Annotated in this window: 17 protein-coding genes; 7 read left to right on the top strand and 10 right to left on the bottom strand. The window is 35.6% G+C overall.

Annotated features, from left to right (window positions below; all coding sequences use genetic code 11):
- Positions 1–118 precede the first annotated feature (118 nt).
- Positions 119–1,177 carry a helix-turn-helix domain-containing protein gene (locus FBR08_RS10375; protein WP_158962642.1) on the top strand — a complete coding sequence of 353 codons (1,059 nt, stop codon included), beginning with the start codon at positions 119–121 and terminating at the stop codon, positions 1,175–1,177.
- Positions 1,178–1,319: 142 nt separating this feature from the next.
- The gene (gene rplS, locus FBR08_RS10370; protein ID WP_158962641.1) at positions 1,320–1,670 is read left to right on the top strand and encodes a 50S ribosomal protein L19; all 351 of its coding nucleotides are present in this window, start codon (positions 1,320–1,322) and stop codon (positions 1,668–1,670) included.
- A gap of 118 nt (positions 1,671–1,788) precedes the next feature.
- Here the strand turns inward: rplS and FBR08_RS10365 are convergent, their stop codons facing one another.
- Together FBR08_RS10365 and FBR08_RS10360 are read right to left on the bottom strand one after the other, a co-directional pair.
- Positions 1,789–5,445 carry an ABC transporter permease/M1 family aminopeptidase gene (locus tag FBR08_RS10365; RefSeq protein WP_158962640.1) on the bottom strand — a complete coding sequence of 1,219 codons (3,657 nt, stop codon included), beginning with the start codon at positions 5,443–5,445 and terminating at the stop codon, positions 1,789–1,791.
- Positions 5,446–5,448: 3 nt separating this feature from the next.
- Entirely contained in the window at positions 5,449–6,321 is an 873-nt protein-coding gene (locus tag FBR08_RS10360) for an ABC transporter ATP-binding protein (protein ID WP_158962639.1), read from the bottom strand.
- Positions 6,322–6,496: 175 nt separating this feature from the next.
- On the opposite strand from FBR08_RS10360, the gene FBR08_RS10355 reads away from it, so the two are divergent.
- Entirely contained in the window at positions 6,497–8,026 is a 1,530-nt protein-coding gene (locus tag FBR08_RS10355) for a SulP family inorganic anion transporter (protein ID WP_158962638.1), read from the top strand.
- Between the two features lie 315 nt (positions 8,027–8,341).
- On the opposite strand, the gene FBR08_RS10350 is transcribed toward FBR08_RS10355, so the two are convergent.
- The 5 genes from FBR08_RS10350 to FBR08_RS10330 form a co-directional block, all read right to left on the bottom strand.
- A complete protein-coding gene (locus FBR08_RS10350) occupies positions 8,342–9,376 on the bottom strand; it encodes a PLP-dependent cysteine synthase family protein (RefSeq protein WP_158962637.1) in 1,035 nt (344 codons plus the stop codon).
- 69 nt (positions 9,377–9,445) lie between these two features.
- Positions 9,446–11,506: a S9 family peptidase gene (locus FBR08_RS10345; protein ID WP_158962636.1), complete on the bottom strand. Its 2,061-nt coding sequence runs from the start codon at positions 11,504–11,506 to the stop codon at positions 9,446–9,448.
- 91 nt (positions 11,507–11,597) lie between these two features.
- Positions 11,598–12,215, bottom strand: a complete 618-nt coding sequence (locus tag FBR08_RS10340; protein ID WP_158962635.1) for a GNAT family N-acetyltransferase — start codon at positions 12,213–12,215, stop codon at positions 11,598–11,600.
- A gap of 132 nt (positions 12,216–12,347) precedes the next feature.
- On the bottom strand, positions 12,348–12,887 hold the full coding sequence (locus FBR08_RS10335) for an NADPH-dependent FMN reductase (protein WP_158962634.1): 540 nt from the start codon (positions 12,885–12,887) through the stop codon (positions 12,348–12,350).
- 11 nt (positions 12,888–12,898) lie between these two features.
- On the bottom strand, positions 12,899–13,216 hold the full coding sequence (locus tag FBR08_RS10330; protein WP_158962633.1) for a GNAT family N-acetyltransferase: 318 nt from the start codon (positions 13,214–13,216) through the stop codon (positions 12,899–12,901).
- Between the two features lie 183 nt (positions 13,217–13,399).
- Between FBR08_RS10330 and FBR08_RS10325 the strand changes: the two genes are divergently transcribed.
- The 4 genes from FBR08_RS10325 to FBR08_RS10310 all read left to right on the top strand — a co-directional run bounded on the left by FBR08_RS10325 (position 13,400) and on the right by FBR08_RS10310 (position 15,554).
- Positions 13,400–13,723 carry a YbaB/EbfC family nucleoid-associated protein gene (locus tag FBR08_RS10325; protein ID WP_158964247.1) on the top strand — a complete coding sequence of 108 codons (324 nt, stop codon included), beginning with the start codon at positions 13,400–13,402 and terminating at the stop codon, positions 13,721–13,723.
- A gap of 9 nt (positions 13,724–13,732) precedes the next feature.
- Positions 13,733–14,470 (top strand): DUF4369 domain-containing protein, encoded by a 738-nt coding sequence (locus FBR08_RS10320; protein ID WP_158962632.1) that lies wholly within the window; start codon positions 13,733–13,735, stop codon positions 14,468–14,470.
- A gap of 40 nt (positions 14,471–14,510) precedes the next feature.
- A complete protein-coding gene (locus FBR08_RS10315) occupies positions 14,511–15,074 on the top strand; it encodes a Crp/Fnr family transcriptional regulator (protein ID WP_158962631.1) in 564 nt (187 codons plus the stop codon).
- A 69-nt stretch (positions 15,075–15,143) separates the two neighbouring features.
- Positions 15,144–15,554: an SRPBCC domain-containing protein gene (locus FBR08_RS10310; protein WP_158962630.1), complete on the top strand. Its 411-nt coding sequence runs from the start codon at positions 15,144–15,146 to the stop codon at positions 15,552–15,554.
- Positions 15,555–15,621: 67 nt separating this feature from the next.
- Here FBR08_RS10310 and FBR08_RS10305 read toward each other — a convergent pair whose 3' ends face one another.
- The 3 genes from FBR08_RS10305 to FBR08_RS10295 all read right to left on the bottom strand — a co-directional run bounded on the left by FBR08_RS10305 (position 15,622) and on the right by FBR08_RS10295 (position 18,549).
- Positions 15,622–17,133, bottom strand: coding sequence for a PH domain-containing protein (locus FBR08_RS10305; protein WP_158962629.1), 1,512 nt, complete (start codon positions 17,131–17,133; stop codon positions 15,622–15,624).
- A complete protein-coding gene (locus tag FBR08_RS10300) occupies positions 17,133–17,714 on the bottom strand; it encodes a PH domain-containing protein (RefSeq protein ID WP_233266092.1) in 582 nt (193 codons plus the stop codon). The genes FBR08_RS10305 and FBR08_RS10300 overlap by 1 nt, the downstream gene beginning before the upstream one ends.
- Before the next feature lie 127 nt (positions 17,715–17,841).
- Positions 17,842–18,549: a hypothetical protein gene (locus FBR08_RS10295; RefSeq protein WP_158962627.1), complete on the bottom strand. Its 708-nt coding sequence runs from the start codon at positions 18,547–18,549 to the stop codon at positions 17,842–17,844.
- Positions 18,550–18,577: the final 28 nt, after the last annotated feature.

Raw genomic sequence — 18,577 nt, 5'->3', positions numbered from 1 at the left:
ATTTTTCACAAAAATACTGGTCTCCTCTTGTACATTATCTTTCAGATTGGGATTAACATGTTCAAAAAAAGTATTATTTTTACTTTGTCTAAATAGAAATTAGCTTACTTCTTATATTATGCGACTAACTACTACCATCAAAAAGGTCAATTTTAAATTAGCTGATCATGCGTTCTTTTCTTCCTCGACACCCCTCACGGTTTCTGAAGAACAAACTCAGGTATTCACAGATGATCAGTATGGAACCATCCAAAATACGTATTCAATTGTAGACCCCTTTTGCATCAACACATATACTACCCGCACAAAACAAGTCCTCGACATTGAGTTTGTTACCAATCAAGAGGGCGTACAAATGTTGTTTATTATGGATGATGCCTTTACTTACAATCACCATCTCTTGCGACTAGTACCTCAAGGAACGAGACACTTTCAACTTCCTCCTTCTGACTTTACGATGTATTATATCTCCATTTTTATTCCCTTAGATCCTTATATGGCTCTCTTACAAAAATTAAATATCCAATACACTTCCCCCCCACTACAAGATTTAGATACACTAGAGAATTTACTCCACAAGAGTCAATTCATTAAACCTGAGATGCTGGATATTATACACATCATCACGCAATGCAAGCGAAAGGGGATTTTTAGAAAATTTTACCTGCAAAATAAAATAGAAGAACTATTGTTCTTGCAACTCGAACAATGTACCTATCCAGTACCGATCGACATTAAGATTTCTAAAGAAGACAGGGAGAAAATGCACTTAGCTAAGCAACTAATTACAAAAAAATTATGTACCCCCTATACTTTAAAAGAATTAGCTAAACAAATTGGCACCAATGAGTTCAAGCTTAAAACGTATTTTAAGCTTTTATTTGGCACAACAGTCTATGGTTATGTAACGCAATTCAAGATGATACAAGCCAAACAACTACTCCTTGAAACGGATCTATCCATTGCTGCTATTGCAGATAAGCTAGGTTATAAAACGCAGAACCACTTTAGCACGGCCTTTAAAAAGCACTTCAGTTACTCTCCTAGTGAAGTAAAAAACCAGCAAGTCACCAGGAAAAAAGGCGGGTTAATTCCTTTGGTTTCAGTACTTTTATCAAATTTTAATCTAGTAAAAGACTGCGTTTTCTTTAGCCTAATACTGAAGGTATTTCTATAACTAAAGTACATTGCACCAATAATTTAGCAAAAAAAATTAGGATTATTTTATTGAATTTACCTATATTTGCACTCGCTTTTAAACTAACCTCTGGCGAGGTCCGTGTATGTTGGTTTAAATTAATTAATTATTTTTTTCAGAAATGGCAGATTTAATGAAATTCGTTCAAGACGAATTAGTTGCAAAAAAAGACTTCCCAGCATTTAAAGCTGGAGACACAATTACTGTGTACTACGAAATTAAAGAGGGTGACAAAAAAAGAACTCAGTTCTTTAAAGGAGTAGTAATCCAAAGAAGAGGTACAGGTGCTACTGAGACTTTTACTATCCGTAAAATGTCTGGTAACGTTGGTGTAGAGCGTATCTTCCCAATCAACATGCCTGCTTTAGAAAAAATCGAATTAAATCAAAGAGGTAAAGTTCGTAGAGCTCGTATTTTCTACTTCAGAGAACTTACTGGTAAAAAAGCAAGAATCAAAGAAAGAAGAGGATAATCTTATTTCTGAGACAAATAAAAAAGGGAAAGCACGTGTGCTTTCCCTTTTTTATTTCCTCTATGTGATGCATCACGTTTTTATAAAACCCAAAAAAGGATCCTTTCGGATCCTTTTTTTATATCGCTTTTCTATTGTCAAACGAACGCGTATCAATCAACTTGTAATAAGGATCAATTCCTACCTCAACCGGTTGTTCATCTACAATAATCGTAAATTCATTTTCGATAGCGGTTACTTTTACTTTTTGTAAATACAATACTTTATCTTTGTTTTTAGCTGTTTTATCTTTCATAAAAATTCCCACCTCAACATAATCAGCTAAAGGAAGTGATTCTATTTTCAAATTCTTATCCCCTGTAAAAACAAGTGGAGTTTCTCCCTTATCCGCATATAGTTTCTCTCCCTTATCTCCTGCCCTATATTTACTTACATAAGCTTTAATTTTCACTTCGTACTTTCCATTATCTAGTTTTTTCACTTCTACTTTATCTACATAATTGTCATAGAGTGTAATGGTTTCAAACATATCTTTCACCATATAGCGCAGCGAATCAGGAGTGGCTTGTTTAATGTCATTCACTAATTCAGTAGAAATCGTATAAGGAGCTTCTTGGAAGGCTACTTTTTTCACATATTCCTTTAATACTCCGTTTAAAACCGCATCCCCTAAATAATCACTCATCGTATAAAATACCAAAGACCCTTTGTTGTAATGAATATACTGCTGGTTCTCATTATACATCAACGGTTTTTCTTTTTTATCTTCATATGATCGACCGCCTAAATAGCCATCTAATGCATCTTTTAGAAAACGCTGCATTTGTCCTTTTCCATACTCTTTTTCCAATACTTTTAAAGAACTGTATTCGGATAGACTTTCAGAAAGCATCGTCGCTCCTTGTACGTTTGCACCAATCACCTGATGTGCCCACCATTGATGTGCTACTTCATGCGCCGTTACTGAGAAAGGATAATCCACAGCATTTTCATCCGCATCATCTACCTGAGCTACAAATCCAATTGTTTCTGAAAAGGGGATGGTGTTGGCAAAAGATTGTGCGAATGTTCCCATCGTTAAAGGAAATTCAACAATGCGCACTTGTTTATGTTGGTATGGACTAAATGCCGTCGAATAATAATCTAAGGATTTTCTCACTCCTGATAGCATGCGATCTAAGTTGTACTCATGCCCTTTGTGATAATAAATCTCAATATTAATATCGTTCCATTTATCGCGTTTTACTTCATAGCGTGCGGAGTTATAAGCATAGAAATTCAACATCTTTTGATCCATCTTGTAATGGAAATAACGGCGGTTGCCTTCTGTCCATTCTTTTTGTAAATACCCCGGAGCAATAGCGATTTGATCTATAGACGTACTAACCGTCGTCTCAAAGTGAATCCAATCTGCATCGTTACTAATATAGGTATTCTGCAAAGCCCGTTTATCCGTTTGTTCTGCCATGCGTTCTTTAGGCGCTAATCCATACTTTTTGCGGATTTCATCATCTGTCAACTCACTTCGATCACTATACCCCAAAGAAGGAAAATAACTATTATTCAAAAATGTTCCGTTATTTAAAACCGGTGATTCCGAACGAATAAATGTATTAGGATTATTCTCTACCACAAACTCCATCGTTCTAGTTTCACCTGCTTGCATCGGTCGATCAAAACGATAAAAACTAAAACCTTGAACTGTATCTGTTGATAGCAAGCTTGCTCCTTCTACCACAATCTTATTGTTTAAATCTTGATAAAAAGCAACCAATAGCGTATCGATGACTTGATTCGATTTATTTTCAATTACATAAGTTCCTCTGGCTTGGAAATCATTTCTTTCTGGATATAAATCAAGGTCAACCTTTACATCTACAATGCGAGGTTGTGCCATCCATTCATACTTTTTGTATTTTTTTTCATATTCTACTTGTAACAGCTCTGTTTCTTTAGACGAGCGAAACACGTGTAAAACTGTATTTTCGTAATATAAATAAGCTCCTAAACTCACAAAAGCAACGAAGAAAAGCACAGTTGGTACGACAACCACCGCCTTTGCTCGTTTCTTAGCATAGTAAAAACGTTCTTTCAATCCACTAAATACCCCTCTTCTCCAAAACAATAAGGTTAAGCCACTCAATCCTGCCACAAACAAACTCCAATATAGGGCATAAGTAATAAACTTCCCAAAATCTGCACTTGAACCGAAGCCGTTCATATCTGAATACGAAGGTGTTGGTATAGAGTTAAAAAAGAAAATCGGTTGTTCAATTCCAATTTTACTAATAGCGGGCCACCCCATTTGAAGCACAAGTAAAACGAAGAATCCAACGATATAATTTTTAAAGAACGTTTGAACAGCAATCGCCATTAGTGCCCAAATAATAAATTCAATCCAATCAAATCCAATTAAACTTTGTAAATACAAATCTATTTCGAACTGATAAAATCCATTATACGCTTGAATTCCCATACTCGTTACCATAATAACCATTAACAACAGCAGTTGCAATCCAATCAACGCAAAAAACTTAGAAAGGAACAAGACCCAATTGGGAACTGCAGTTGAATCTACCAGTAAATTCATGCGCGTATTTTCTCCTCGATGCACCAATAACCCAGCGCCTAAGAATGTAATCATCAAGATAAAGAAATGGAAGGTAGCCCCCGGAATCATCAGCATTTGTCGAGTTAATGGATAGGTCGCAGTACCATACATCGTCATGGCGAAACTGGCTACTAAAATCATAAACAACAAGCCAACGCCTATTAGGATTAAGAATACGCGATTGCGTGCTAAGAACTTAAAATCAACCTTTGCAAAGGCAAATACATTATTCCAGTTCGCCTTTAACGAATAATCGTAACGAACTTTAGGTAATTCTATTTTAAAAATTCCACCAAAATTATTCTTCACTACACGATCTCCTTTTACCTTTCTCTTCCAAGAGAATGTAGCCGGCTGTTGGGAGAACTTGAATACCTTACCTAGAATCACCAAAGACAACAAACTAACTCCCAACCAAATTAATCGATTTAAAAGATAGTATTTCTCTAGCGGTAAATCATTAATATTCAATTCATCTACACTCCAATAACGGGTATAATAGCTTAGTGCCTGTCCTCCATAAGGATCCAACAAAGCCCCTAATTCTCTATAATTCACATCTGCGGCAATACTATTAATCATTCCCTGCAAAATCATAATGATGATAATGGTTATGAATCCACTGTAAATACTACGCGTTAACGTTACTACAGCAAAAACAATCACTCCAATAAACAGCATATTGGGAATTAAATTAATGAGATACACTTGCACATAGTTCCACAGTACATTGGGTCCTAATAATTCAGGCGAAGCCCAAGGAATAAGGGTTGCAAGAAATGCACCTATTCCCATCATGATACTAATTAAAAGCGTAATTATAAAAGAGCTACTAAATTTACCCAGTAGATATTCCCATTTAGAAAAGGGATATGAATACAAAATATGATGTACATTGTATTTGTAATCCCTATAGATTGCCATTCCAATAATAGAAGGGAATAAAAAGTACAGCAACATATTGAATGAATCCAACATTACATTTAATAAATAGGCGGAATTCATGTGTAATAAAGAGGCTGATGTATTTTTCACAGCATCAAAAACACCAATAGTTGACATCATCGACAAGAAACTTATCGCAAAAAAAATAGCTAGGTATAAGTAAAACACCCAGCTCTTAAACCAACGTTTAAGTTCAAAAGAAAAAACTGTTTTAAACATCCCTTACTCGTTTTTTAATGCCACAAAATAAACATCTTCTAAGGTTGGCTTTACCAACTCAAAACCTTCACCAGCAAGCGAATCCTCTGCGTACACGCGAATTTTCAAGCGGTTTTCTTGATTGTATTTTCCCGAAAGTATATTGAATTGACTGTATTGATCAATCTCTTCTCTATTGATTTCTTTTAACCAAATACGTCCAGTTAATTTTTGTTCTGCCTCTTTGGGCGTACTTCTCTCTAACAAATGTCCTCCATTTAGAATAGCCATTTCATGACACAATTCATTTACATCATCTACGATGTGTGTAGAGAAAATCACGATATTGTTGGTTCCAATTTCGCGTAAAACATTTAAGAAGCGATGGCGTTCTGCAGGATCTAGCCCAGCTGTTGGCTCATCAACAATGATTAACTTTGGATCGTTTAGCAACAATTGAGCGATACCAAAACGCTGTTTCATTCCTCCCGAATACCCGCTTACACTTTTGCGTCTTACTTCGTATAAATTGGTTACTTCTAAAACGCGATTCACAATTTCACGTCGTTCTACTGCATTTGAAATTCCTTTCAATCGCGCAAAATAATCCAACAAATCAACCGCAGACATATTCGGATAAACACCGAAATCCTGAGGCAGATACCCCAATACTTTGCGAAATTCATTTTGTTGTTCCAAAACATTAATATCGCCAAAGCGAATACTACCTGTATCTGGTTTTTGTAATGTAGCTATTGTTCGCATCAAAGAAGATTTTCCAGCTCCATTTGGTCCTAATAAACCAAACATACCTGGTCCAATCTCAATCGACAAGTCATCTAATGCTTTTACCCCGTTTTTATAGGTCTTACTTAAATTTTCAATAACTAATTTCATATTACTAATTTTTGGTTTATCTTATAAGTATCATCCTTTACTCTTTTGTTACACAACTCAATAAGATATTCTCCTTTTATAGGATACAACTGTTGTATCTCCTTGTAATCCACTGCTGTTTTTTGTGATTTAGTTGGATTAAAATTTTAATTTTGCTCCCATATTCAAATACTCTATGACGAATCCATTCTTGTCTGTTCCTGCTCTAAAGAACATCAATATCAAAAATGAAATTCTTGCTGGCTTAACCGTAGCGATGACCATGATTCCCGAATCCTTGTCTTTCGCTATCCTTGCTGGTTTAACTCCATTAACTGGATTGTATGCCGCTTTTTTAATGGGAATTATTACAGCCATTTTCGGAGGAAGGCCAGGAATGGTTTCGGGTGGAGCTGGAGCAACAGTGGTTGTCTTAATTGCCTTAGCTTCGCTTCATGGGGTAGCGTATTTATTCGCCGCCGTTGTACTGGCAGGCATTTTGCAATTCGTCGTTGGTGCATGCAAACTCGGTCGATTTATTCGACTCATCCCTCAACCGGTCATGTATGGATTTTTAAATGGGTTAGCCGTTATTATTTTCATGGCTCAGGTGGCACAATTTAAAACCTCAACAGCTGATGATGCTCCTTGGTTAACAGGAAATGTTCTTTATCTTATGTTGGGATTGACAATCTTAACTATTGGAATTGTTTGGCTACTTCCCAAGTTCACTAAAAAAATCCCCGCTTCTTTAGTTGCTATTGTAACCCTTACATTACTTGTATTCTTTTTCCAAATTGATACAAAAAAAGTAATCGATATTGCAACGGTCAGTGGTTCCTTACCTAGTTTTCACTTTCCTTTAGTTCCTCTTACTTGGAAAACAGTAGAAATTATACTGCCTTTCTCTGTGGTTATGGCTGGTGTTGGATTGATTGAGTCGCTTTTAACCCTCAATATTGTTGACGAAATAACCAATACCAAAGGCAATAGCAATAGAGAAGCTATGGCCCAAGGTGGCGCAAATATCGTCAATGGATTTTTTGGTGGTATGGGTGGTTGTGCCATGATTGCACAAACCTTGGTGAATATAGGAGCGGGTGCGAGAACGAGAATTGCTGCAATTATCGGTGCTTTAACCATTCTTTTTATTATTCTTATCGGCGGTCCTATCATTGAACAAATTCCCATGGCTGCCTTGGTTGGCGTAATGATGGTTGTGGCCATCACTACCTTTGAATGGGTTTCCTTTCGCCTGATTACCCAAATGCCTAAAGCTGATATCTTCACCCTTTTTCTCGTAACCGCCATCATTATATTTTCTCACAATTTAGCCTTAGCTGTATTTGTTGGCGTTATTATTTCCGCCTTAATCTTTGCTTGGGACAATGCCAAACGCATTCGCGCTAGAAAATCATTTGATGCAGAAGGAAACAAAATCTACGAAATTTACGGTCCTCTATTTTTTGGAAGTACCACCTCCTTTGCAGAAAAGTTTACTCCTCAAGTAGATCCAACTAAAATTATTATCGATTTCAAAGAATCCCATATCGCCGATATGTCCGCTATTGAAATTCTTAAAAAAACAACTACTAAATACCAGGATGTAAACAAACAAGTAGTGTTGCGCAACCTGCGCGCAGATAGCATTCGCTTACTTAAAAACAGTAAATCTTTTGAAGAGATTACAATTGAACAAGAAGAAAATCAAAAAGACACACTTTAATCCTTCGCATAGAAAAAGTTCTTTATTTTAGTTAAATACAACTAAATACAATTCCCTAATTAAGGAATAAAAAATAATAACCAAATTATTTAACAAAAATATTTACAATAAGATCATTTATTATCATTTTTTTATATACATTTGTTCAGCATTGTTTCATTAACAACTAAAAATCAAGTGTATATCTGTATTTTTTCGATATCACACAGAAAATAAAAAGTCCAACTAGATATAGACTACTAAGGCTTCTTTCTGATAACCCCTTAATCCGAAAGTAAAAAAGGCTGTTTTGATTTAAAACAGCCTTTTCATTTATTACTTGATGTAGTTAATTTCATTTTTAGGTTCACTTTCATCGAGAAACCCTTGCTGACGCATCCAATCATCGCTATAAATTTTGCTCATATAACGAGATCCATGATCAGGGAATAGCATAACAACTACACTATTTTCGTCGAACATTCCTTGTTCAGCATATAAGCGAGTAGCTTGTAATACAGCTCCAGAAGTATACCCTAAGAATAGACCTTCTGTACGCGCTAATGCTCTCGCTACTAAAGCTGCGTCTTTATCCGTTACTTTGACAAAGTGGTCAATCACGGAGAAATCTGTAGCTGATGGAATCAAGTTTTTTCCTAATCCTTCAATTTTATACGGGGCAATTTCATTGGGATCCAATTCGCCTGTTTCATGATATTTCTTTAGTACAGATCCATAAGCATCAACACCTAGAATTTGAATGGCTGGATTTTTTTCTTTCAGATAACGAGCTGTTCCAGAAATCGTTCCTCCAGTTCCAGAACAACAAACGAAATGCGTAATTTTTCCTTTTGTTTGTTCCCAAATTTCCGGTCCTGTAGATAAATAATGAGCTTCTGTATTTAGTTCATTAAAATATTGATTAATATAGATGGATCCAGGTGTTTCCTCATGCACTCTTTTCGCTACTTCATAATATGATCTTGGATCATCAGCAGCCACGTTAGCTGGGCAAACATATACTTTTGCCCCCATAGCACGTAGCATATCGATCTTATCTGGAGATGATTTATCACTGACAGAAAGGATACATTTATACCCTTTAATTGCACTAATCATCGCAATACTAAATCCTGTATTTCCAGAAGTAGTTTCTACAATTGTTCCTCCTGGCTTTAAGATTCCCTGTTTTTCTGCTGTTTCAATAATGTGTAATGCAATTCTATCTTTTGCTGATTGTCCTGCATTAAAGGCTTCAACTTTTCCGTAAAAATGTCCTTTTAATGAAGCGGTAACGTTGTCCAATTTCACTAAAGGCGTATCTCCTACTAAGGAAATCACATTATCAAAAGCTTGGATTTCTTCTTTCATCTTTTCATTTATTTATATTGCATTCACACTTAGGATAAGCATGAATAACAATACTAAGTTAATTCTTTTTTACTGTTTAATTCCCACTAAATCGAACATAAACGCAAATTCCTTGGCTACTTCTTTTAATGATTCGAATCGACCGGAAGCACCTCCATGTCCTGTATCCATATTGATATCAAAATACAATTGCTTGTCGTTTGTTTTAATATCTCTTAATTTGGCCACCCATTTCGCAGGCTCCCAATACTGTACTTGAGAATCGTGTAATCCTGTTGAGATATACATATTCGGATACGCTTGTGCTTTGACATTGTCATAAGGAGAATAAGACAACATATAGTCATAGTATTCTTCTTCATTGGGATTTCCCCATTCGTCGTATTCTCCTGTGGTTAGTGGAATACTATCATCTAACATCGTTGTTACTACATCGACAAAGGGAACTTGAGCGATTACTCCTTGGTATAAATCAGGACGCTCATTCGCAATTACCCCCATCAACATTCCTCCAGCAGAACCTCCTTCGGCAAATAAATAATCCGAAGAAGTATATCCTTGTTCCATTACATATTCAGAACAAGCGATAAAGTCTGTAAAGGTATTTTTCTTCACTAATAACTTTCCATCTTCATACCAATCGCGTCCCATATCTTCTCCGCCACGCACATGTGCAATCGCATATACAAAACCGCGATCCAACAAACTCAAACGCGTTGTTGAAAAATAAGGTTCCATCGTAATTCCATAGGATCCATAGGCATATAATAAAAATGGATTTTTACCGTTTCGCTCAATTCCCTTTCTATAAATCATAGAAATAGGCACTTTTACACCGTCTTTTGCTGTAGCCCAAATGCGTTCTTCAGCATAATCATTCTTGTCAAAATCACCTAATACTTCCTGCTCTTTCAAGATTTCTTTTTCTTGAGTACGCATATTAAAATCAATGACAGAAGAAGGGGTATTCAACGATTGATAGACAAAACGGAATTTCTCCGTTTCAAAATCAGCATTAATCTGAGCTTGTGCATTATAAGTCTCACTTTCAAAAGGCAAGTAATACGCTTTTTCTCCTTCTCTCCAGGGTTGAATCTTAATATGAGCTAATCCATTAGATCGCTCTGAAATCACCAAATAATCTTTAAAAATATCAACTCCTTCCAAAAGCACATCCTCGCGATGTGGAATAAGTTCTTCCCAATCTGCGCTTGTTGTACGTGTTTCCGAACAAGACATTAACTTAAAGTTATCCGCCTCATCTTTATTCGTCAAAATATAAAAGCGATTGTCATAATGAGAAATTCCATATTCTACCCCTCTTTCTCTTTTTTGAAAGATTCGAAACTCACCTTGTGGGTTATTTGCTTCTAAAATACGGTACTCACTAGTTAAAGTACTCTCGCTTCCAATTACCAAGAACTTTCTCGATTTCTCTTTGTAGATAAACGTATCGAAGGTGTCATCTGTTTCGTGATAAACTAAAGCATCCTCTTCCAAAGGAGTGCCAATCACGTGTTTGTAGATTTTATCTGAACGCAAGGTTACTGCATCTTTACGAGAATAAAATAGTGTTTTATTATCGCTTGCCCAAGTAGAAGCTCCTGTTGTATTGCTAATAGCAAAATCCAAAATTTCTCCGGTGGCTAAGTTCTTCACATAAAGCGTATATTCTCTTCGAGAAACGGTATCTACACCATAGGCTACCCATTGGTTATCCTCAGAAACCGTAATTCCTCTCAGGTGAAAATAAGCATAAGGTTCCGCCATTTCATTACAGTCAAACAAAACTTCCTCTATCGCCTCTAGACTTCCTTTTTTACGCGAGTGAATCGGGTAATCTTTCCCTTGCTCAAAACGAGTAATATAATAGTAGCCATTGTAAAAATAAGGTACTGATGAATCGTCTTCTTTGATTCTATTTTTCATTTCAGTAAACAAAGACTCTTGCAGTACTTTAGTATGCGCTGTTGACGCTTGATAGTATGCTTTTTCAGCTTCTAAATAGGCCAATACTTCTTTGTCTTCTCTGTCATTCAACCAAAAGTAATTATCGATACGCATCTGGTTATGCGCTTTTAGTTCATGTGGTATTTTTTTAGCTATAGGAGCTAGAATAGATTCGTTCATTTCTTTTATTTAAAATACAAAAATACGGGTTTTTCATGGGGAAGACCAAGATTTAGCCCTTTAGTTTGAGGAGTTTAATCTAGGGAATGGATTACAGTTTTGCCTGTAGTCTTTCTTTAGCAGAAATGAGCCATTCCTCTCGCAATAGACCAAAAACTGCACTATCTCGACGTGTGCCATCTGTTCTAATTTTATTTTTTCGCAAAACACCTTCTTGCTTGCAACCTAAACTGAGAATAGCCGCTATACTGCGGTGATTTTCACTGTCTGCTTCAAATTCTACACGCTCAAAGCCAAGCTTCTCAAATAAAAACTCAAACAACAAGTATTTACAATTCTTATTCACTCCTGTTCCTTGAGCCGATTTACTATACCATGTATACCCAATTGTACTTACCTTATTGCGAACATCTACGCGATAGTAACGCGTAGACCCAACAAATTTCTGTTGTTGCTTATCCCATATCACAAAAGCATACCCTTGCTTTTCCATGCGCATCGCTAAAGCGGCCTTCACATACTTAATCATATTTTCATTGTCCGTTGGCTTATCAGAAGAAAAAAACCAAATATCAGATTCATTTAATGCGTAATACAGTAAATCAGCGAGGTGCTTTTCGCTTAGGGGAATGAGTTTTACACGGTCATTTTCTAAGACATACTCTTTAGTAAAGTCAAAGATAACAGGAATTTCAGGGGTTTGAGACATAGATTATAACGTTGAATTTTACATGTATTTCACTCAAAGATATTCATACTTTTTGGGCTATGTATGAACTTTTAACAGCTTACTAACAAAAAAAAGAGATAGTTATTTCTCTATCTCTTTTTTGTACCAATTTTATTTGTTTAGTTGATTTTTAAATTCCTCAACCTGATTTTTAAAATCCGCTAATACTACTTCATTTTGAATTCCGTGTATACGATCATAGTTCTCATGAAATTTGGGCAACGCAAATGTGGTTAAAACATTTCCTCCAAAAGCGGGAAAAATAGTCTTAGCGATATTCATGGAGTTTTGAGCACCATAACCGCCTGGCGAAGTAGACAAAAGCAACATGGGTTTATTTTGAAGTAATTTCAAATCCAACCGCGAACACCAATCGAATAAGTTTTTAAAACCAACCGTCCAATTTCTATTGTGTTCTGCCATAGAGCAAACAAGTACATCCGCTTCTTGTAATTTAGCTAAAAAAGCTTTGGCTCTTTCTGGGCAGTTCTCTCTTTCACAATCCACAGAAAAAACGGGTACTTCATAGTCGTTTAAGTCTACTAATTCAACTTCATACTCTGGAAAAAAGCCCAACGCATATGCCGCAAATTCTTTGTTAATTGAGGTAGTTGAAATACTAGCTCCAAATCCAATTATTTTCTTTTTCATTTCTTCTTGAATTACAATTTATTATAAGCAGGAAAACTAAGATCTACTAACCTCTTCCATGCTGGATGTTTTTTTATATAAGCAAACACTAATGGACAAAAAGGCATCACTGTTTTCTTGTGTTCTTCAATATATAAAAGTGCTTTTTCAATTAAGGCAGTTGCCACCCCACGACCAGCAAGTTCCTCTGGACTTTCGGTATGAAGCAAGTGAATGCGTTGACTATCTTCTTTGTAATCAATAAAAGCAGTATATCCATCAACAGTTAATTCAAATCTGTGATTGGTTGTATTTTGATGCACAGCTAAGGCTAAAAATTCTTCTTTCATCTTTTTCAGTATTAACGAATATTATACAGTCAAAAATACGGATTATAAATCCGCTAATTCTTAATGTAAATTAATTTCAATGGGAATATAGAACAAAATTAGTTAAGGTCTTTATCGACATCATGAACAAAACTTGAAAAGAATATGCTATTTTTGTCACACTAAATTTTAATGTATACTAGTATGTTTGGCGACTTAATGGGAATGATGGGTAAATTACAAGAAACCCAAGCTAAAATTGAAGAAACAAAAAAGAGATTGGACACCATTCTAATTGATGAAAAAAGTAGTGATGAACTACTACAAGTGACTTTGACGGCAAACAGAACGATTCGTTCTATATCCATTGCAGATGAGTTAATGGACGATAAAGAGCAATTGGAAGACTATCTTGTTATGGTAGTAAACAGAGCAATTGAAAAAGCAACTGCTATTCACGAAGCTGAATTAGCTGCGGCAGCCAAAGATGGCATGCCAAATATCCCAGGGTTAGATTTATTTAAATAAAATAATAGAATGAAAAAATATATTGGTCTTGCCTTTATCTTAGGCGCTTCGCTTCTTACTTCTTGTGACAAAGATGCAAAAAGAACTGATAATTTAACCATTACAGGAAAAATTGACGGTTTAAAACAAGGAAAAGTATATCTCTACCATGTTCAAGATACTACTTTTGTTGCCCTTGATTCTGTTATTTTTGATGGTAAATCAGCAGATTTTACCTTTAAACACCATTTAGAGTCACCCGAAATGCTTTTCCTTTCTTTGGATCGCGGACACAGTAATTCTATTGATAATCAATTGGCTTTCTTTGCTGAACCAGGCGTAATGACCATTGAAACTACCTTGAAAAACTTTTACAAAGACGCAAAAGTAAAAGGATCTCAAAACAATGAACTCTACAAAGAGTACCTAAAATCAAGAGCGCTGATTACAGATCGCCAAAACGATTTGTACGTTGCTTTATTTGAAGCTCAAAAAAGCAATAATCAAGCGAAATTAGATAGCTTACAGGAGGTAAATAAAAAACTGACTGGTCGTTTGTACTTAAATGCAATCAACTTTGCTTTAAACAACAAAAATGCTGACATTGCTCCTTATATTGCATTGACTGAGCTCTATGACCGCAACATCAAATACTTGGATACCATCTATAGTTCATTAACACCAGAAGTGCTCAATCACAAGTACGCCAAAAATCTGAATGATTTTATTCAAGAGAGAAAAAAAGAAGAAGCGAAAGCAACTGAATAATCGTAAATTGTCCTTTTAATCAAAAGGACAATTTTTTTTTATGTCATTAGAAACCTCGCTACAGTTCATTCTTCAATTAACTGATATTGAAGCCAAAGAAGCAGTCAATCATTTCGTTCCACACACCTACAAGAAAAACACTTCTTTACTCGAAGCAGGAAAAGAAGCAAATCAGCTTTTTTTTCTTACTGAAGGTTGCGTCCGCATTCACGCTGACTTTGAAGGGAAAGAAATTACCCAATGGATTAGTTCTCCTGGATCTTTCATTACTGATCTATCTTCTTGGTTGTTTCATCAACCCGCAACATGGAATTTAACTACCTTAACGGAGGTATCCTTAGTTGCGGTGTCCAAAGAAGACTATCCGCATTTACAACGTAAAATAACGAATTGGCACGCCAAAGAAAAAAACTTCATCGCTCATTGTTTCAACCAAATGGAACAACGCATCTTTCAATTCTTAGCTCAAAACAGCGAAGAACGTTACCGTACTTTTTGTAGAGATTACGCTTTTTTATTCAATCAAGTACCACATCAATACATTGCCTCTTTACTCGGCATGACCCCCGAAACACTGAGTAGACTGAGACGAAAACAGTTCTAATTCACTTTCTTGATGTATATCAAGAGTCTTTCCATAGAAAGCGATGATATTTGTGAAAAATAAGATGATATGAAACTAGTTACACAAATAGAAATTAACGCCAATGCGGAAACCATTTGGAATGCATTAATCGATTTTGAAAATTACAAAAAATGGAATCCCTTTATTACTAAGATTAAAGGTACCGCGGCTCCTGGACACAAACTAAAAGTACATATTCAAAATATGCATTTTTCTCCAATTATTCAAGTATACAAACCCCATCAAAAATTAACTTGGCTAGGGAAATTGGGAATTAAAGGGCTTTTTGATGGTTATCACTATTTTGAAATCGTCCCTATCGATGAACATAAATGCCTCTTTATTCAAGGTGAAAATTTTAGTGGACTCTTAGTTCCTCTCCTCAAGAAAAAATTAAAAAAAGAAACATTACCAGGTTTTATCTTAATGAACTGCTCACTTAAAGAATATGTAGAATAGTTTACAGTTTACGGTGGACAGTTTACGGTTAACTGTAAACCGTCAACCGTAAACTGTCCCCCCCCCACTACATCCAATGCTTGTTTTGACTTTCAATTTCAAACAGCCACTGGTCTCTTAATTGTTTCATTTTTTGATAGTTTGACGTGCTAAAATGTACAACTCCACCTGCCGTATACAAAGCTAAACTACCGACATTTGCTGATTTTTGCCAAGCGAGTTGAGACAAAACAATTTTTTGAATTTTATGTGATTCTAGAATCGTATGTGTAATATCCCATGCTCCTGTTTTTACGATAATAAAATCAGAAGTAATGATGAATCGCCCTACTTTAAAATAACGCCAAATCAATAACGTCACGAGTATAAAATAAACTCCCGCACTACTCCATTGCCAATGCACGGGTAGATTTTCTTGCGTAAGGCTAATAAATAAGCCAACGGGAACAAGTACCAAGAAAAAAAAGCGAAAACCAAAAAAACGATAATTATACTTTAGCTCCACACCATTGAAATCCAACGGTTTTTTATAAATCATATCAAAGAACTCTTGGGTTTCCTTGTTTGAGCAACCTGGAATTTCCAGAGCTGTTTTTTGATTAAATGATTCTTTTCCGAAAACTTGGTGAATTTTAAAACTAGAAATACCCCATATTTTTTGAAAGTAATTGCGGACAATTTTAACTAACTGAACACGAGAAGGCCGGATAATTGTACTTTTCGTTTGAAGCAATCCGTAGGAGAGAAACAAATTATCGTGTTGAACCACAACCTTATAGTTATAAAATTTAATAATAGTTCGAATAATATTCGCAATAAAGATAACAGCTAAAAAGAAAACCATTAAAATCAATCCTACATATAGCGTAATACGCTCTTCGATGAAGGTATCGATGGCCTCATCATCAATGGAATCCCCAAAAAACTTAGATCCCTCATAAATCAAAGAATTTGCAAAGAACAACACAATTCCCATGGTACAGAGGTAGTTTGTTGTTACCCCAACCTTTAACAAGGTTAAGACGCTAATATGTCGAACATCTTGAGAGACCGTACTTCTTTGCTTTACATTTTGATAAGTTGCAACCTCTTCTTCCTCCAACAATTCCTCGCGATATGTCAATAGTGTTTCTTTCAACGCTTGTGCTACCTCGTGAGAAACGGATTTAATCATTCCCTCTTTGGTTCCGCTTCCGGCAGAATCGACTTCAATGGAATAAATATTTAGCAACTTATTGATAAACGATTGATTGATGTTTACTTGTTGAATCTTTCGAAGTTGAATCGTCGTTTTCGTTTTATTAAAGATTCCCTTTTGCAAGACAAAAGCATCTGTTTCTTTTTCAATGTGAAAGGTAAAATTGCGATAACTAAAATAAGCCGCAACAAAAACTAAGACAAGTCCTATCGCAACACTCCATATCATCCAATCCCATCTACCTGTCCATTCTCCTTTATTAATTCGCAAAGCAACTAAAATAAGAACAGGAAAAAAGGCGCGAACGAACTTTTGTAATCCGTAAATAAAATGAACAACAATACCGATAGGGGCTTGTCGATTGGGTACATAGAAATTCATTATTTCGCTGTATTTAAAGGATCCTGCTTATTTATTTCAGCTTCTTCTTTCTTTTGTGGCAATACCTGTTCGATTACATAAGCCTTTATTTTATTGGCTTCCGCAATAAGTAAACCTGGAATTTTCAGATCGCCAAAACTGCCACCTGCTGTAAAAAACTCAATTCTACACAATCCAAAAATACGCAATAAAGCTCCTTCATAAATCTCTACATGCTGTACGCGATTAAAGGGAATTGTCGTTTCTTTTTGGTTTAACAAACCTGATTTAAAAATGATATCATGTTCGCGTACGGCATAACCTTTTTTGCGAACACCTGCCCTATTCAGAATTACTAACAGAACAGCAAAAACGATACTCGTACACAATACCATTTCCTTATAGATTCTCAAGTGCGCATTATCTTCTGATAAAGGAAGGTAATACCCACTTGCTCCAAGAACTAAAATAAAGAGTGCTACCATAATAGAACGAAGCAACACTACGCGTTTATACTTCACATGCAAAGGTTGAAAGTTTACCGCCTCTACACTAGGGAGCGCTATTATATTGATTTGCTGATTAGAAAAGGTTGAATTCATATCAAAAATAAGCATTTAAAGAAACAAATATATCCTTTTCACCCTGATGAAGCTAGTCCTTATTCAATAAAAAAATAGCCATCACATAGATGATGACTATTTTCCCAATTGATTTATAGATATAGAATTAAAACTGCTTTACGAGACCTATATAATAAGGATTCTCCGTAGCGTTTGAACCAATAAGAATTAGAGAAAAATACCTTCCTTTTTCGAGTACAACGTTTTCGCGTTTAGCGATTTCTTTTCCGCTTTTATCTTGCACACTAACCGAATAGGTCTTACTTATTTGTGCAATAAACGCTTCATTTTCTTTTGCTGACACTGCTGTTTCTGTATTTCGATCACTAAAGATTGGGTTATCGTCTAATTTAACCGTTACAGCTAAATCTTCTCCTGTTAAATTAAAGAAACGAAGACCTGAATGCGTGAGATTATTGCCGTCTTCCCCTAATTTAATACGCTGATCTTCGGTTATAAAATGAATGAGATTCTCCTTTGATTTTCCACCAATAAAAGAAGTATACAGGTGATTATCTTCTACTTGTAACTTTGCATCCGTCACAATTTTTTCATTTTGCTTGTTGATAATATCCAATGAGCGGTTTCCGGTATATAATCCTACATAATCATATCCTTTGTAAAGTAATCCTCGATTAGGGGGTTGTACAAAACGTCCATTCGCCATATACCATATTGCATCTGAACCAGCATAACCATTTACCATCGTCAAGCCCCCCGCTGGAGAAGACTCCCAATTATTATCATCTGTGTTACAACTTGTTATCAAAAACAAGCTAAAAACTAATCCCAATAATGCTAATACTCTTTTCATATTGTTTTTGTTTTTATTTTACTCTAAA

The organism is Myroides fluvii (assembly GCF_009792295.1).
Lineage (GTDB): Bacteria > Bacteroidota > Bacteroidia > Flavobacteriales > Flavobacteriaceae > Flavobacterium > Flavobacterium fluvii_A.
Note: the sequence above shows the minus strand (reverse complement) of the source record. Positions and strands in the feature narration are given on the sequence as shown.

What these genes read in the sequence shown, in the direction of transcription:
- FBR08_RS10375 (WP_158962642.1), top strand. Translation starts at nt 119, where the DNA reads ATGCGACTAACTACTACCATCAAAAAGGTCAATTTTAAATTAGCTGAT.
- rplS (WP_158962641.1), top strand. Translation starts at nt 1,320, where the DNA reads ATGGCAGATTTAATGAAATTCGTTCAAGACGAATTAGTTGCAAAAAAA.
- FBR08_RS10365 (WP_158962640.1), bottom strand. Translation starts at nt 5,445, where the DNA reads ATGTTTAAAACAGTTTTTTCTTTTGAACTTAAACGTTGGTTTAAGAGC.
- FBR08_RS10360 (WP_158962639.1), bottom strand. Translation starts at nt 6,321, where the DNA reads ATGAAATTAGTTATTGAAAATTTAAGTAAGACCTATAAAAACGGGGTA.
- FBR08_RS10355 (WP_158962638.1), top strand. Translation starts at nt 6,497, where the DNA reads ATGACGAATCCATTCTTGTCTGTTCCTGCTCTAAAGAACATCAATATC.
- FBR08_RS10350 (WP_158962637.1), bottom strand. Translation starts at nt 9,376, where the DNA reads ATGAAAGAAGAAATCCAAGCTTTTGATAATGTGATTTCCTTAGTAGGA.
- FBR08_RS10345 (WP_158962636.1), bottom strand. Translation starts at nt 11,506, where the DNA reads ATGAACGAATCTATTCTAGCTCCTATAGCTAAAAAAATACCACATGAA.
- FBR08_RS10340 (WP_158962635.1), bottom strand. Translation starts at nt 12,215, where the DNA reads ATGTCTCAAACCCCTGAAATTCCTGTTATCTTTGACTTTACTAAAGAG.
- FBR08_RS10335 (WP_158962634.1), bottom strand. Translation starts at nt 12,887, where the DNA reads ATGAAAAAGAAAATAATTGGATTTGGAGCTAGTATTTCAACTACCTCA.
- FBR08_RS10330 (WP_158962633.1), bottom strand. Translation starts at nt 13,216, where the DNA reads ATGAAAGAAGAATTTTTAGCCTTAGCTGTGCATCAAAATACAACCAAT.
- FBR08_RS10325 (WP_158964247.1), top strand. Translation starts at nt 13,400, where the DNA reads ATGTTTGGCGACTTAATGGGAATGATGGGTAAATTACAAGAAACCCAA.
- FBR08_RS10320 (WP_158962632.1), top strand. Translation starts at nt 13,733, where the DNA reads ATGAAAAAATATATTGGTCTTGCCTTTATCTTAGGCGCTTCGCTTCTT.
- FBR08_RS10315 (WP_158962631.1), top strand. Translation starts at nt 14,511, where the DNA reads ATGTCATTAGAAACCTCGCTACAGTTCATTCTTCAATTAACTGATATT.
- FBR08_RS10310 (WP_158962630.1), top strand. Translation starts at nt 15,144, where the DNA reads ATGAAACTAGTTACACAAATAGAAATTAACGCCAATGCGGAAACCATT.
- FBR08_RS10305 (WP_158962629.1), bottom strand. Translation starts at nt 17,133, where the DNA reads ATGAATTTCTATGTACCCAATCGACAAGCCCCTATCGGTATTGTTGTT.
- FBR08_RS10300 (WP_233266092.1), bottom strand. Translation starts at nt 17,714, where the DNA reads ATGAATTCAACCTTTTCTAATCAGCAAATCAATATAATAGCGCTCCCT.
- FBR08_RS10295 (WP_158962627.1), bottom strand. Translation starts at nt 18,549, where the DNA reads ATGAAAAGAGTATTAGCATTATTGGGATTAGTTTTTAGCTTGTTTTTG.